The organism is Micromonospora sp. NPDC051196, assembly GCF_040682415.1.
Taxonomy (GTDB): Bacteria; Actinomycetota; Actinomycetes; order Mycobacteriales; family Micromonosporaceae; genus Micromonospora.
The window spans coordinates 40,059-55,881 of the sequence record NZ_JBFBAY010000009.1 but is presented as its reverse complement, the minus strand read 5'-3'; the positions used below and the strand labels follow the sequence as shown (position 1 = coordinate 55,881).

General features: G+C 72.7%; 4 protein-coding genes. All 4 read left to right on the top strand.

The window, feature by feature from the left end:
* Window positions 1–423 precede the first annotated feature (423 nt).
* The 4 genes from AB0M35_RS18480 (at window position 424) to AB0M35_RS18465 (ending at window position 15,754) form a co-directional block, all read left to right on the top strand.
* Window positions 424–1,167, top strand: coding sequence for a helix-turn-helix transcriptional regulator (locus AB0M35_RS18480; RefSeq protein WP_363746760.1), 744 nt, complete (start codon window positions 424–426; stop codon window positions 1,165–1,167).
* Between the two features lie 732 nt (window positions 1,168–1,899).
* Complete coding sequence (locus AB0M35_RS18475; RefSeq protein WP_363746759.1) at window positions 1,900–3,312, top strand: MFS transporter; 1,413 nt, start codon at window positions 1,900–1,902, stop codon at window positions 3,310–3,312.
* A 64-nt stretch (window positions 3,313–3,376) separates the two neighbouring features.
* Complete coding sequence (locus tag AB0M35_RS18470; RefSeq protein ID WP_363746758.1) at window positions 3,377–3,871, top strand: helix-turn-helix domain-containing protein; 495 nt, start codon at window positions 3,377–3,379, stop codon at window positions 3,869–3,871.
* Between the two features lie 141 nt (window positions 3,872–4,012).
* Window positions 4,013–15,754, top strand: coding sequence for an amino acid adenylation domain-containing protein (locus tag AB0M35_RS18465; protein WP_363746757.1), 11,742 nt, complete (start codon window positions 4,013–4,015; stop codon window positions 15,752–15,754).
* Window positions 15,755–15,823 lie beyond the last annotated feature (69 nt).

Here is a 15,823-nt window from a genome sequence, read left to right as displayed (position 1 = left end):
GATGACCGTCTGTCGCAGTTCTGTCCATCCGCCGGGACGTCGGATCGTCCCATTTACCAACGTTCCGTCGGGTGGGCATCCGACAAACTGGGTGGAACAGTCAGTCGCCGCCCGCAACAGGCGCTGCTGTCGCGGCATACGAGGCAAGCGTCCAGTTTCTCCTGCCCTGACCACTCTCGGCGGGAAGCCCGCATTGACCTGCATGACTTCGCAGTTGATTGCGGCGCCCGGTCCAGATAGCATAACCCTGCGTCATCGCGTAGTTTCCCTCCGTCAACCGTCAATGTATCTTCCCGCAATTAGAAGCCGCGTTAACAGAACCGGTCTGCGGGATGGCGTATCGCCACGCGCCACATCTGACGTGTCCATGCCACAGACACAAAAACCGTCGCCACAAGCGCAGCCATCGGATTGGGGGATGCGATGGAAGACAGTATCCAACGAGCCGTCAGTCGGGTAATCGAAGCCATCCGGGAGGACCTATCGGAGCAACACACCGTGGACGGTATGGCTCGAACAGCCATGTTCAGCAAGTTCCACTTCACCAGGATCTTCCAGCGCACCACCGGCATCTCCCCCGGACGCTTCCTCATGGTCATGCGGCTGCACCGAGCTAAACAGTTGCTGCTGTCCACCTCGATGAGCGTCACCGAGATCACCCACGAGGTCGGCTACGCCAGCGTGGGTACCTTCAGTTCCCGCTTCAGCAGCAGCGTCGGCGTCTCACCGAGCACCTACCGCAGACTGCGCGGGGTGACACCACAGGTCCCCCTCGACCACCGGCCCGTATCCCAGCCGCCGGTCACGGCGATCCAGGGCATGGTCCACGCACCTGAGTCCGAGCAGAACGAAGACCGGCTGACCTTCGTCGGGCTCTTCCGCGATCCGGTACCGCTCGGACGTCCCGTGCGGTGCACCATACTCGACAAGCCGGGACCCTACCGATTGGACAGTCCGCCCCCAGGGCAGTGGTACGTGCTGGCCTGTTCCCGGCTACGGGAACGCCAGGACTACTGGCTGGCCAACTCGACGGACGACGATGCCCTGATCGGCGCACACGGGCCACTGACCATCTCCCGCCGGCCCGGATCCATGGAGGCTGACCTGCATCTACGCCGGATGACCCCGCTCGACCCACCGATCCTGCTCGCCCTCCCGGTGCGCTGAGCCTCGTCCCGGAGCACGACCAGACCATCACCGCCACCCACCTCGACCACCCCCGCCGATTCAGGCAGCGTCGGCCCGGTGCCAGCACACCGGCGCCGACCTGGAGCACACCCCGGGACGTGGGGTTCCACCCAGGAGCCAGGCCGCAACGGCCCGGCGCCCTGGTACGCACCGGCCGGATCCGCCCTGCCGGCGCGGCCATCCATGACGTCGCGGCCCCACCCGGCCCGCCGGTCCCACCCGGTGGGCCGGTCGAAGCGGTCGCTGTCACGTACGCGAGCAGGCCCCGAGGGGGCCGCCCGACCTCTGCGCACTTTGCCACGTGCGAAGAATCCACGCTTTTCCCAGATGGAGCAATTGCGCTCGGGCCAGCGTCCGAGGGGCACCAAATCGCCACGAACTGCACTCAGCGGTCGTGCTCCAGGGGCCCTCTTTGGTTCGACATAAGCGCAAGGTGGGTAAGGCTTGGCGGGAACCCAGAAACGACAGGCTCGTGTTGGGGACGCACGGCTGCTATCTTCATTGGCCCACGTAAGTTTCAAAACCGGACCGACGTGGCTGTGGCGATTCTGCGTATGCGGCAGCCTGGGCCATCCACCCAGACACAACCCGGTCGTATCCCGGGTTCGTTCGTCGTACCCGTGGCCACTCGGTCGTGAACTGCTCATGGCACGTCTGACACGCGCGCCAGACGCGACTAGCTCCCGCAACAAGGGGGAACCAAGGGGCTGGATGGTGGACAACTTCAGCGGAGCGGCGGCGGCGCATCTCGGCGTACGGCAATGGCTGGCCCTCGGGGCACTCGGCGCGTCGTTCCTGATGGTGGCGGTGGACAGCACCATCGTCTACGTCGCGATTCCGAGCATCCAGCAGGCCCTGGCCATGTCCACAGCGACCGTGCAGTGGCTGATGTCGGCCTTCCTGATCAGCTTCGGTGGCGTACTGCTGATCAGCATCCGACTGGCCGAACTGTTCGGCCGTCGCCGACTCTTCACCATCGGCCTGGCGCTGGTGACCACCGCCTCGCTGCTGTCGGCGGCAGCCTGGTCGGCCGGGGTGCTCATCGGGGCCCGCGCGTTGCAGGGCGTCGGCGCGGCACTGGTCGCGACAACCGCGCTACCACTGCTCGCCATGGCCTTCCGCCCCGGCCCGGTCCGGGCCCGCGCGCTCGGCCTGTGGACACTGATCGGCGCCTTCGGCGGCACCGCCGGGCTCCTGCTCGGCGGGCTGCTCACCGACGGTCTCAGTTGGCGGTGGGTGTTCCTGGTCAACGTACCGGTGGGCGTCGCCGCCGCACTGCTCGTCCCGATCCTGCCCGCCGACGGATGCACCCGCTCCGGCCATCCGCTGGAGGTGGCCGGCGCAGCCAGCCTGATCGGCGCCCTGGCCCTGATCGGTTGGACGGTCGTCGCGGCATTCGTCCCCGGAGGCTCGACCGGCATCGCTCTGCTGCGGCTGGCCGGTGCGCTGGTGCTGCTGCTGCTCTTTCTGGCCATCGAGTCACGGACCGCCCGGCCGCTGTTCCGTCCCGGACTACTGCGGTCCCGAAGCCGGATAGGCGGCCTGGTCGTGCTGTTCACCGCCGGCACCGTCGTCGACGGGCTGCTGCTGCTGATCACCCTGTACGGGCAGGAGACGTTGGGGCTGTCCGCCACCGGGTTCGGTGCGCTGATGGTGGCGCTGACCCTGCCCTCGGTCATCGGCTCCTACCTCGGTCAGGCCGTGGTGCTGCGGCACGGGCTGCGGGCGGTCGCGCTGACGGGCATGTCCCTGGCCGGTGCTGGCCTGCTGGCGCTGGCCATGGTCAACGGCCCACTGTCCACCGGGAACTTCCTCAGGGTGCTGCCCGTGGTCGGCATCGGTGCCGGCGCCGCCTTCGTGGCCGCGCAGATCGCCGTGACCCTCGGCGCCGACGAGGCCGATTCCGCCGCCGCTTCCGGCCTCACCGACGTGTCGTTCAGCCTGGGCGGGGCGCTCGGCCTGGCGGCCATCTCGGCCGTACTCGTGGCACACCAGGCGGCACCCTCGGCAGCGGTGGACGCCGGCCTGCGCACGGCCTTCGTGGTGACCGCTGGTCTCGCCGCGGTCGGCCTGTTGGCCGCGCTGCTGCTGTTGCGACACAAGACTGCCCCCGTACCCAGGTAGTGAACGTGAGAGCTGCATAACGTTCGCTCGGTCCGGCCGCTCCGGTGACCTCTACGATGCATCAATGGCACTTCGCGGGTACGGACAGGACTGCTCGATCGCACGAGCTCTGGAGGTCGTCGGCGAGCGCTGGACGCTGCTCATCGTCCGCAACGCGATGGCGGGTGACTGCCGCTTCGAGTCGCTGCTCGACAGTCTCGGCATCGCCCGCAACGTCCTCGCCCAGCGACTCAACACTCTGGTCGAGGTCGGAATCCTCGAACGGGTCCCCTATCGGGACCGGCCGGTACGTCACGAGTACCGCCTCACCGTACGCGGGCGGGAACTGTCGCCTGTGCTGGCCGCGCTGATGCAGTGGGGAGACCGGCACTGCCCCGCCGAACAGCCACCCGGCCACCTCATGATGCACACCCCCTGCGACCAGCCGATCGAACTGGTCGTGCTCTGCCCGTCCTGCGAGGGACCGATCCCGGGACGCGAGATCGTCTCCCGCCCGGTCACGCGCTCGGCCCCGGTCGCCGGGCAGCAGTCCCGGGAGTGGACACTCGAACACCGGTGACCTCCGCGCCGGCCGTTTCCGACACTGATCCGCCCGCGACGGCAGAACCCGGCCGAGGAGCCGGGCCGCCGGGCCATCCACTGCTGACGATCGACAAACGCCGGGTCTCGCCGCAAGATCTCGGCCACCTACCATCCTGCTGTGTCGACTACGATCGGGCCCCGGGGCCTCCGAGGCCTGCTAGGCGTACTCCTCGACGCCGCCGACCGGGCCCCCGAGCAGGTCATCGTGCACGTCCGGGAGGACGGCACGGAACGTACGGTCAGCTTCCGCCAGCTGCGCGACGAGTCGCTGCGGGTGGCCGGCGGCTACCGGGCAGCCGCGGTCCCGCCCGGCGCTCCCGCCCTCCTGCTCGCCGACGCCGGCGACGACTTCCAGCCGATGTTCTGGGGTGCGCTCGCCGCCGGACTCGTGCCGGTACCCCTGCCCCCCGAGCCCAACCGGGTACGCGCCGTGCGGGAGTTGCTCCCCGACGCCGTGGTGGTGACCGACGACGCCACCGCAGCCGTGGCGTCCGGCCTGCCCGAGCCGGTGCTGCGGCTGGCCGACCTACGCACCGCAACCGCACCGGCGGACCTGCCCACCCCCGCCGGAGACGACATCGCGTTCCTCCAGTTCTCCTCCGGCAGTACGGGTACGCCCCGGGGTGTGGAGCTGACCCACGACAACGTCCTGGCCAACCTCGAACAGTCCAGGTCGGCCAGCGAGGCCCGCCCCGATGACGTACTGGTCAGCTGGATGCCGTACTTCCACGACATGGGGTTGATCGGCACCCACCTCACGCCGCTCGCCGTCGGCCTCAAGCAGGTGCGTATCGGTCCGCTGGCGTTCGCCAAGCGCCCGGCCCTGTGGTTCACCACCGCCCACCGGCACCGGGCCACCCTGCTGTCCGCCGCGAACTTCGCGTTGGCCCTGGCGGTGCGCCGGGTGCCGACGGAAACCCTCGCCGGTCTCGACCTGAGCGCGGTGCGCTGTGTGGTGGTCGGGGCGGAGCCGATCTCACCTGCGGTGTGGCGGTCCTTTCTGGCCCACACCCGGCCGACCGGGCTCGACCCCGCCGCCCTGCGACCGGTGTACGGGCTCGCCGAGGCGACCCTCGCGGTGACCTTCCCGCCGCCCGGCGAGGTGGCCGTGCCGCAGGTGCTGGACCGGGCCGAGTTGAGCCGGGGCGTCGCGGTGCCGACGCGGCCCGGTCCGCACGCGGTCGAACTGATGGACCTGGGCCATCCGGTGGCCGGCTGCGCGGTACGCGTCGTCGACGAACACGGCCGAGGGCTGCCCGAGCAACGGGTCGGCCAGATCGAGGTACGCGGCCCCAACGTGGCCCGTGGCTACCACCGCGATCCGCAGGCCAGCCTGGACACCTTCGTCGGCGGCTGGCTGCGTACCGGCGATCTGGGTTTCCTGCGCGACGGGCGGCTCTGCGTCACCGGCCGGGCCAAGGACGTGGTGTTCGTCAACGGCCGCACCTTCCATGCCGCGGACCTGGAAGCCGTGGCGGTGGCCACCCCCGGCCTACCCGGCGAGGTGAGCGTGGTGGTCGGCGCGACCGATCCGGATTCCGGTGGGGAACGGATCGTGGTGTTCGTGCCGTGGGCCCGTCCACCGGCCGACGCCGGGACGGCGCTCGCCGCGGTGCGGGCCCGGGTGGTCGAGGCGTGCGGTCACGACGAGGTCCGGGTGCTGCCGTTGCCGCCCGGCGCGTTCGCCCGGACCACCAGCGGGAAGTTGCGCCGACGCCGGATGCGCGAGCGGTACCTGGCCGGCGACTTCGCCGACCGCGAGCGGCGCTGGTGTGCGCCGGTCGCCAGGGATTCGGCGGGTCATGCCCCGTCCGCCGCCGGGCGGTCCGGACCGGAGTTGGCGGCGCTCGTCCGCGACGTCTGGGGTCGGGTGCTGGGCCGTCCGCCCGAAACGATCGGCCCGCACGACCGGTTCCTGGCCATCGGCGGATCGTCGCTCAAGGCCATGGAGGTGCTCGCCGGGTTGGAGGATGCCCTGGGTACCCCGTTGAACCCGGCCGACCTGCGGGACTGTCCGACCGTCACCACGCTCGCCGACCGGCTGGCCGACGCACCGGTGTCCCGGCCGACCGGTGACGCCTCCGGTGCCCCGGCGCCGGGCCCGGCGCCGGTCGCGGTGATCGGCATGGCCTGTCGGTTTCCCGGCGCGGACACCCCCGAGCAGTTCTGGCGGCAGTTGGTCGACGGTGTCGACAGCGTCGACGTGGTGCCCGCACACCGGTGGACCTCGTCGGACGGGACCGTCCGGTGGGGTTCCTTCCTCGACGATCCGATGCTCTTCGACGCCGGGTTCTTCGGCCTCACCGACGAGGAGGCGCGGCTCACCGATCCGCATGCGAGGCTGTTCCTCGAGATCGGCCACGAGGCGCTGGAACGCGCCGGGTACGCCGGGCCACGTCGGCACCGGCACCGCATCGGCGTCTTCGCGGCCGTCGGGGAGAGCGCGTACCCGCAGATGTTGGCGGCAGATGGTCTGGCCGGCGGGGCGACGGCGCTGGTCGGGAACCTGCGCAACCTGATACCGGCCCGGTTGGCGCAGACGCTGGATCTCACCGGGCCGGCGATCGCGGTCGACACGGCGTGCTCGTCGGCGTTGGTGGCGCTGCACCTGGCGGCCCGCAGCCTGGCCGCCAGGGAGTGCGACATCGCGGTGGTCGGCGGGGTGAACCTCAACCTCACCGAGACCGGATACCGGCTGCTGGACGCCGCCGAGGCGCTCTCCCCCACCGGACGGTGCCGCGCCTTCGCCGCCGACGCCGACGGTTTCGTCCCCGGCGAGGGCGGTGCCGCGCTGGTGCTGCGCCGCCTCGGCGACGCGCAGGTCGACGGGGACGAGGTGCTGGCCGTGGTCGCCGGGACCGCCGTCGGCAACGACGGGCGGGCGCTGAGCATGCTCGCGCCGAATCCGCACCGGCAGTGGGAGGTGATCACGCGGGCGTACCGGGAGGCGGGCATCGACCCGGCGCAGGTGTCGTACGTGGAGGCCCACGGCACCGGCACCGAACTCGGCGATCCGGTGGAGGTCCGGTCACTTGCGGCGGCGTACCCACCGCCCGTCGACGGAGTGCCGCGTGGGCTGGGTTCGGTGAAGACGAACCTCGGTCACCTGCTCAACGCCGCCGGCCTGCCGGCGCTGGTGAAGGTGGTGCTGGCCCTGCGGCACCGGCATCTGCCGCCCGCCCTGCACCACGCCCGGCCCGCGGCCCGCTGTGACCTCACCGGAGCCGGCTTCGCCGTGGTCACGCAGGGACGGCGGTGGAGCGCACCAGGTCCACTGATCGCCGGAGTGAACGGATTCGGCTTCGGCGGGACGAACGCCCACGCGATCCTGCGGGAACCCCCGCCCGGCGGGTCCGGCGGGTCCGGCGGGTCGGAGTTCGGCCTGGCCACCCTGAGCGCACACTCGGTGCCGGCGCTTCGGCAGGCGGCTCGGGACCTCGCCGCCCACCTGCGGGCCCATCCGCACCTGGCCGAGGCGGACGTCTGCGCCAGCGCCGGTACCGCCCGCGACGACGCCGCGTACCGGCTGGCGTTGGTCGCCGACGGCGAGCTGGCCGTCCGACTCGACCAGGCCGCCGACACACTGGGCGAGCACGTCGCGCCGGTCAGCCGACGACCTCGCGCGGTGTTCGTCCTCACCGACGACGGCGCTACGGTGCCGCCGGCGGCGGTACGTGACCTCTACGACCGGTTGCCGGCCTTCCGTGACCGGCTGACCGAGGTCACCGCCACGCCGGTACAGGGCCGACCACTGCTGACCTGGTGCCTGAGCGGCGCCGACGATCCGCAGGTCGTCCGGCAGGTGGCGGTGGCGGTCGGGCTCGCCCTGCTCGGTCAGCTCACCGCCTGGGGCGTACGGCCGGACCGGCTGCTCGGCTTCGGCGTCGGTGACCTGGCGGCTGCGGCAAGTCGAGGCGAACTGGAGCCGGCCGAGGCGATCCAGCGCGCCGCCACGGCGACCCCACCGACCGAGCCGGAGCTGCACGTCGCGCTGAAACAGCTCTGCGCCGACGGGTATGACACCATCGTCGACCTAGGGGCCTCGGGCCGGCTGCGCGCCGTGTCGCCGCACGTCGGCGTCGACCCGGCGCGGGTGGTGACCGTGCTAGACGGGCCGCAGGCCAGCGGGGCCCTGCTGGCGGCGGTGGGACAGCTGTGGGCCCTCGGTGGCCCGCTGGACCGGACCGCTCTGCACGCCGGCCGACGGCGGGTGCCGGTGCCGACGTACCCGTTCCAACGACGGTCCCATCCGCCGTCGCCGGTGCTGCCCCTGCACCGGGTCACCTGGCGGGAGACGCCGTCGACCAGCAGCGGGCCGGGGGCGGCAGTCGGCCGCGACCTGCCGGCCCGGGTGCGGTTGCGCGGCCCGGGCGCAGGCGGTGACCTGGCCGCCCGACTCACCACGGCACTGCGCGAACGTGGCGTCACGGTCCAGGTCGCACCGCAGGTCGACGACGGTACGCCGCCGGAGCTGACCGTGCTGCTGGCCGGCGCCGCGGTCGACCTCTCGGACGTGGCTGACCTCGATCGCGCCGTGGCCGAGCAGGTGGGCACGCTGCGTGCTTTGCTCGACGAGCCGGACACCCGGCTGGGTCGGCTGCTCGTGGTCACCGAGGACGTCCAGGTCACCGGGCACGACGAGCATCCCCGACCGGTGCAGGCGGTGCTGAGCGGGCTGGGCACGGCGTTGGCCGACGAGCGGCCGGGCCTGCGTGCCCGGGTGGTCGACCTGTCCAGCATGGACGACCTGGCGGTCCGGGTGGAGTCGGTGTGCCAGGAGTTGTCCGACCTGCACCGGGCCGAAGCCACGGCGCACCCCGTCGACCAGTTGACCGGGCTGGCCTGGCGGGCCGGACGCCGGCTCGGCCGGCACCTGGTGGCGGTCCCGCACCCGGTCTCGCGGCCGGGTGCGGCGCAGCCCGATGACGTGCACGTGATCCTCGGCGGTGGTGGCGGGCTCGGTGCCGAGTTGGCCCGTACCCTCGCCCGCCGGGGACGACCCACCCTGCTGCTGGCCGGGCGGTCGGCCCAGGCACCGGCGGGCCTGCTCGACGAGTTGGCCGCAGGCGGCACCACCGTGACGTACCAGCGGTGCGACGTGACCGTGCCGGCCGACGTCGACGCGCTGCTCGCCGGGCTGCCCCGGGTAGGGACCGTCTGGCACGCCGCCGGCACGGTCCGGGTCGGCACCCTGGCGGCGAAGTCGCTCCCCGACATCCTGGCGGTACTGGCGCCCAAGGTACGCGGCAGCTACCTGGTGGCGGAGTCACTACGCCGGCACGGTCACGACCGGGCGGCGCTTGTCGGTTTCTCCTCGGTCAGCGCGGTGCTGCCCGGCCTGGCCGCCGCGATCGGCGACTACGCGGCGGCCAACACCTTCCTCGACGCCTTCGCCGCCGCCCAGCGGGCAACCGGCCGCCCCTTCCAGGCCGTCGGCCTCGCCGCCGTCAGCGACACGGGGATGGCGGCCCGAGGCGGCGCCCGCCACGACATCCCCGGCTCGCTGACCGCGCGGGCCGCGCTGGACGCGTTGCTGGCTGCCCGGGACGTCGACGCCGCCCACCTGATCGTCGCGGACCGGCGACCGTCGACCGCACCCCCGGCGGGCATCGCACGCGCCGACCGGACCACCGGTCCTGCCACCCAGCCGGTCGACCCCGGGACCGCCGAGGTCCCGGCCACGATGCCGGAACGTCATCAGAAACCGGACGTCGAGGAATTGGCGCGGTTGCTGCGCCGACTGCTCGCGGAGCCCCTGCACCGCGCGAGCGGCCAGATCGCCGACGACGACTCGTTCCTCGCCCTCGGACTGGACTCGCTGGCCGCAGTCGACCTGGTCAAACGGCTGGAGGACGAACTCGGGCGGCAACTGCCGGTCACCCTGTTCTTCGAGTACACCACGGTCGCCACGTTGGCCGCCGCGCTGGCGGAATCCCTCCCCGGGCAACCCCCGGCCCAACAGGCCGCACCACCGCCGGAGGCGACGGGCGAGGAATCACCGGCCGGTGCGTTCGCCGACGGGGAGCCGTTCGCTCTCACTGCGGTGCAGCGGGCCTGGTTCGTCAACGAACGACTGCATCCGAGCGTGGCCGGTTACGCCTTCGTCCGGCAGACCGTCACGGGTCCACTCGACGTGCGGCTGCTCGACCGCGCCCTGACCGGCCTCGTCGCCCGGCATCCGATGCTGCGGGTGCGCTTCCTTGCCGACGTCACCACCCCCCAGCAGGTGATCGTGCCCCCGGCCGCCGCCGCCATCAGTCTGTACGTGCGGCCACTGACCGGCGAGCTGACCGCACTGCAGGAGCAACTCTGCAACACCCCGGTGGATCTGACCCGGCAACCGCCGCTGCGGGCGGTGCTCGCCCAGGAGCGACCCGACCGCTCGCACCTGATCCTGGTGCTGCACCACGCCGCCGCCGACGGGTTCAGTCTCAACGTGCTCAGCGAGCAACTCTGGGCGGACTACAGCAGACTGGCGATCGGACGCACCCCCACGGCGCTGCCCGCCACCGGCAGTTTCGCCGCCTTCGCCGCTGACCTCGCTCCGCCAACTGAGACGGATCTGACCTACTGGCGTCGGACGTTCGACGATCCCGGGTGGACGCTGCGACTGCCGTACGACGGCGACCCGGCGGGCCTGCCCGCCCCGCCCTGCGTCACCCACCCCGATGAGTTGGACGCCGCGCTCGTGGCGCGGCTGCGCGAGCGGGCCGCCGAGGCCGGTGTCTCCCTGTTCCACCTCTTGCTCGCCGGATACCTGCGATGCCTGGCGAGGTGGAGCGGGCAACGCCGGGTACCGGTCAACGTGGCGCGGGCCGGCCGGGACGCCCGGATGCCCGGCATCGAGCGGCTCGTCGGTCCGTTCGCCGACACCCTGCCACTGCTGGTCGAGGTGGATCCGACCGAGTCGGCCGCCCGGCTGGCCGACCGTCTCCGGCAGTCCTGGACCGAGGCACAGCGACACGGCTCGGTATCCAGCCTGGACCTGGCTCGGCTGCTACCCGCGACCGACAGCGGCCCGCGCACCGCCAGCCCGGCCGGATTCAGCTTCGCCCGGTTCCCGGTCGACACCGATCCCGACTGCCCGGTGACGGTCACCCCGACGGCGGCCGGCTCCGGTTCCGCCGCCACCGGGCTCAGCCTGCTGTGGTGGGAGTCGGGGACGACACTGCGGCTGTCCTGGAACTTCCCGCTGCGGTTGTTCCGACGGCAGACGGTGGCCCGGCTCGCCGCCGAGCACCACCGGGAGCTGGTCGATCTCGCCGCCGGGCGGCAGCGGTCCGACGATCAGGATCGGAGCGTACGGCCGGAGCCCGACGCCGGGGACGTCAGCGCCCGGATCCGGGCGGTCTGCCGGCGTACCCCGGACGCGACGGCGGTCACCGACGGCCGGCGTACGGTGACCTACCGGGAACTGGACCAGGCCGCCGACCTGGTGACGGCGCTGCTGGTCGCCCACGGCGTACGCCCCGGCGAACACGTCGGGCTGCTCACCGCGCCCGGCCCGGATTCGATCATCGGAGTGGTCGGGATCCTGCGCGCGGCAGCGGCCTGGGTGCCGCTGGACGCCGCCCATCCCCCGGCTCGGCTCGACGGACAACTGCGCCGCGCCCGCGTGCGGGTGGTGCTGCACGACGACGACTGCGCGACCGCAGTCACCCGACTCGACGGCACGGCGGTCCCGCTCGACGGCACGATGTCCCGGCTCGACGGCGCGGCGGTCCGGCTCGACGGCACGGCGGTCCGGCTCGACGCGGACGGAAGGCAGGCCCCGGCGGTCGGGCCGGACGACACCGCGTACGTGATCTTCACGTCGGGCTCGACGGGACGGCCGAAGGGGGTGCCGATCACCCACCGGTCCATGACGAACTACCTCGACTGGGCGATCGACACGTTCGGCTACCACGCCGGTGACCGGCTGGCCCAGACCTCGTCGATCTGCTTCGACGCCTCCGTCCGGCAGATCCTCGCGCCGCTGCTGGTCGGGGCCACGGTGGTCACCTTCGCCCGGTCGGAGCTGCGCGACCCGCAGGTGCTGCTGTCCCGGTTGGAACGGGACCGACTCACTGTGTGGAGTTCAGTGCCCACCCTCTGGGAGCGGCTGCTGCGGGCCGCCGAGGACCGCACGACCCGCGAGGGCGTACGGCCGGATCTCAGTGCCCTGCGCTGGGTGCACGTCGGCGGGGAAGAGTTGTCGCCGGTGCCGGTACGCCGCTGGTTCGACCTGTTCGGCGACGGCTGCCGGATCACCAACCTGTACGGCCCCACCGAGGCGACGATCAACGCCACCTGGCATCTGATCGACGAACGCCCCGACGAGGCGGTACGCCGACTGCCCATCGGTCGACCCGTCGGCGGGGCCCGGATCCGCGTGGTCGACCCGCACGGGCACCCTTGCCCGCCTGGGATGGCCGGTGAGCTGCTGATCGGCGGTGTCGGCGTCACCGCCGGCTACCTCGACGAACCCGAGCTGACCGTCGCCGCCTTCACCCGGCTCGACGGCGAACGGTACTACCGCAGCGGCGACCGGGTTCAGGCCACCGCAGACGGCACGCTGGAGTTCCTCGGTCGGCTCGACGACCAGGTGAAGATCCACGGGTACCGGCTGGAGCCAGGTGAAATCGCGGCGGTGCTGCGTACCCATCCGGCGGTGAGCGCCGCGACGGTGCTGCACCAGGCCGAGCCGCATCCACGGCTGCACGCCTTTGTCGCCCCCACGGCGGAAGCCGAGCCGACGGTGGCTCAGTTGCGCGAACATCTCGCCGACCGGCTGCCGGAGCAACTGGTCCCGGCCCGCATCCACCTGCTCGACACGCTTCCGTTGACCCCCACCGGAAAGGTCGACCGGGACCGGCTGCGTGCACTCGGCGGCTTCGCACCCGCCGCCGTACCGAAGCGGCTCCCGGCACCCGCCGCTCCGGAGCGGCTTGCGGCACCCGCCGGCCCGAAGCGACTCCCGACACCCGCCGGTCCGGACGCCGCTGCCGGCGGATACACCGCAACCGAGGCGAGACTGGCCCGGATCTGGGGTGATCTGCTCGACCTGCCGACGATCGCGCCCGACGACGACTTCTTCGCCCTCGGCGGCGACTCCATCCTGGTGCTGGAGGTCTTCGCCCGCGTCCAACAGCAGTTCCCGGCCACACCGAGCCCCACCGTCATCTACCAGCACCGAACCCTGCGGGACCTCGCCGCCGAGATCGACGCCACCGCTGCCACGCGCCGTACCACCGACGGTACGGGCCGCACCACCGCAGCCATGGACCGGGTCACCGGCCCGGTGGACGCCGGTGCGGACGGGCCCTACCCGGTGACGGCCACCCAGCGCGGTTTCCTGCTCGCCGACGCCATCGCACCGGGCGACGGCACCGCCTGGCTGGCCCGGCTACGACTGCGCGGCCAGCTACGTCGCGACGTCTTCCAGCGCGCCGTCGACCTGCTGGTGGCCCGGCACCCGATGCTGCGTACCGTCTTTCCCGCCGGGGCCCGTCCCCCGGTCCAGCAGGAACTTCCCGCCTCGCTACGGCTGCCGGTCGGCTACCGGGCGGTCGGCGGTCCCGCCGAGGTGGGCGCCCTGGTCGCCGAGGAGCGCCGCCGTCGCTTCGAGCCGTGGGCCTGGCCGCTGCTGCGACTGCGGCTGCTGGGGCTCGCCCCCGACGACCACGTCCTGCTGGTGCACGGCCACCACCTGATCGGTGACGGTTACAGCGCCGCCCTGCTCGGCCAGGAACTGCTGACGGTCTACCACCGGCTGGTGGCAGACCAGCCCGACGGACTGCCTCCGCTGCGCACCCACTTCCGCGACTACGTCGATCTGCTGGCCGACCGGGCCGCCGGCCCACCCGACCCGGACGCCCACGGCTGGTGGCGCGGACGCTTCGGCACCCCGTACCGGCCGCCGGTGCTGCCCGCCCTCGGCAGCGCGCCCGACCCGGGCGGTACGTCCGAGCCGGTCTGCGGCTTCACCCTGGACGGGACCGTGGTCGCCGGGCTGCGCCGGCTGGCCGCCTCGGCGGCGACCACTCTGTACGCCCCGGTGCTGACCGCGTACCACCGGGCGGTGGCCCGGTTCACCGGACAGGACGACCTGGTCTTCGGCCTGGCGCTGACCGGTCGGGATCATCCGCTGCCGGACCTGCACCGGATCTTCGGCCCGTGCGCGGCGATGCTGCCGCTACGGCTGGGCGGCTCGGCTGGCTTCGCCGAACAGCTCGCCCACGTCGGGGCCGAGGTCGCTACCGCCCGCCGGTACGACGACCCGCCGTCGATCGCGGCGGCCGTGCCCACCGGCCCGGGCGGCACGCCCATCGGAGCGCAGTTCTTCTTCAGCTTCCTGGACTTCTCCGCCCGCACCGCGCCACCGGCCGCCGCAGCGGACACGGCAGCGCGCGACGCCGTCGATGCGCCATCGCCAGCGGTAGTCGGCACGCCGCACCCCGAGCCGACCGATGCCGATCGGCTCAGCCTCGACTGGGACGCCGACAGTGAACTGGCGCCACCGCCCCTCGGGACCGACCTGTTCCTGACCGCGCGCCCCGAGCGGGACGGGCTCCGGGTCACCCTGCGCGGCTGTCCCGCCACAGTCACCCCGGCCGAGCTGCGCCGGCTCGCCGACTGGCTCCGCACCGACCTGACCGCCGCCGCCGAGCACACCGACCCGGCCCTTGGGAACCAGCCGGCCACGCCTGCCGTGGTCACCGGTGACGCCGCCGCCGTGCCGGCGACGACGGCCATTCCCGGCCGACCGACCAGGCTGACCGCGGCCATCGTCGGCTACCTGCCGCCGCCGGCCCAGCTCGCCGCGATCGCCGGGCTGCCCGCCGGCAGCCTGCCCCGGGCCCAGCTACGCGAGCTGCTCTTTCCCGGTGGCCGTCCGCGTCTGCTGGAGCAGCTGACCACCCCGCTGGGCGTCTCCGGCTTCGTCTGCCTGCCCCGGTTCGCCGACGAGCTGACCGCCGCCGGGGACGCCCTCGCCGACGAGGCCGCCGAGGCGGTGGACCTGGCCGCCCGCCTCGGCGCCCGCTGCGTGTCGCTGGCCGGGATGATTCCCGCCCGCACCGGCTACGGCCTCGGGGTGCTGCGCCGTACCCACAGCGGGGTGGCGGTGACCACCGGCCATGCCGTCACCGTCGTCTCCGTCGTCCGCACGGTGCAGGCCGCGCTGGCCGCCACCGGCCGCAGCCTCGCCGGCCGCGACCTCGCCGTGGTCGGTCTCGGTTCGATCGGGTTCTCCGCGCTGCGGCTGTTGCTCACCCGGGCCGACCAGCCGCCCGCGCGACTCGTGCTCTGCGACGTTCCCGCCGCCGCGCCCCGACTGGGCGAGCACGCCGCACGGCTGCGGGCGGACGGCTTCGCCGGCACCATCGAGGTGTGCCCGTCGGCACCGGGAATCGCCCCGGCCGGCTACACGGCGGACGTGATCATCGCGGCGACGAGCGCGGCCACCACACCGATCGAGATCGACCGGCTGGCACCCGGCACCATCGTGGTGGACGACTCGTTCCCGCCCGCACTGGACACCGCGAAGGCCCTGACCCGGATGCGCCGCGACCACGACATCCTGGTGGTCGGCGGTGGGCTCCTGCACGTCGGCGAGACCGAACGCGACATACCCGGGGACCTGCCGCCGGTGCCGGTCGACGGCAACGTGCTCGGGCTGCCCGGGACGATCGCCTCCTGCCGGTTGGAATCGCTACTGTGGTCGACCGCTGCGGACCTGCCGCTGGTGCACGGCCTGGTGGACGACGCGACCGCGGCGGCGTACGCGCGGACGCTCACCGAGGCCGGCATCGACGCCGCGCCCTTGCACCTGCTGCACCACCCGATCGGGCCGGAGCTGCTCGGGAGGTTCGGACGCTGACCGCTCAGGCCAATTACTCAGCTGCGCCCGTCGTGGCTCGGCCTTACGCTTCCGTCCAGCGATGGTCGG

Coding starts and splice junctions, on each gene's coding strand:
- AB0M35_RS18480 (WP_363746760.1), top strand. CDS start 424: ATGGAAGACAGTATCCAACGAGCCGTCAGTCGGGTAATCGAAGCCATC.
- AB0M35_RS18475 (WP_363746759.1), top strand. CDS start 1,900: ATGGTGGACAACTTCAGCGGAGCGGCGGCGGCGCATCTCGGCGTACGG.
- AB0M35_RS18470 (WP_363746758.1), top strand. CDS start 3,377: ATGGCACTTCGCGGGTACGGACAGGACTGCTCGATCGCACGAGCTCTG.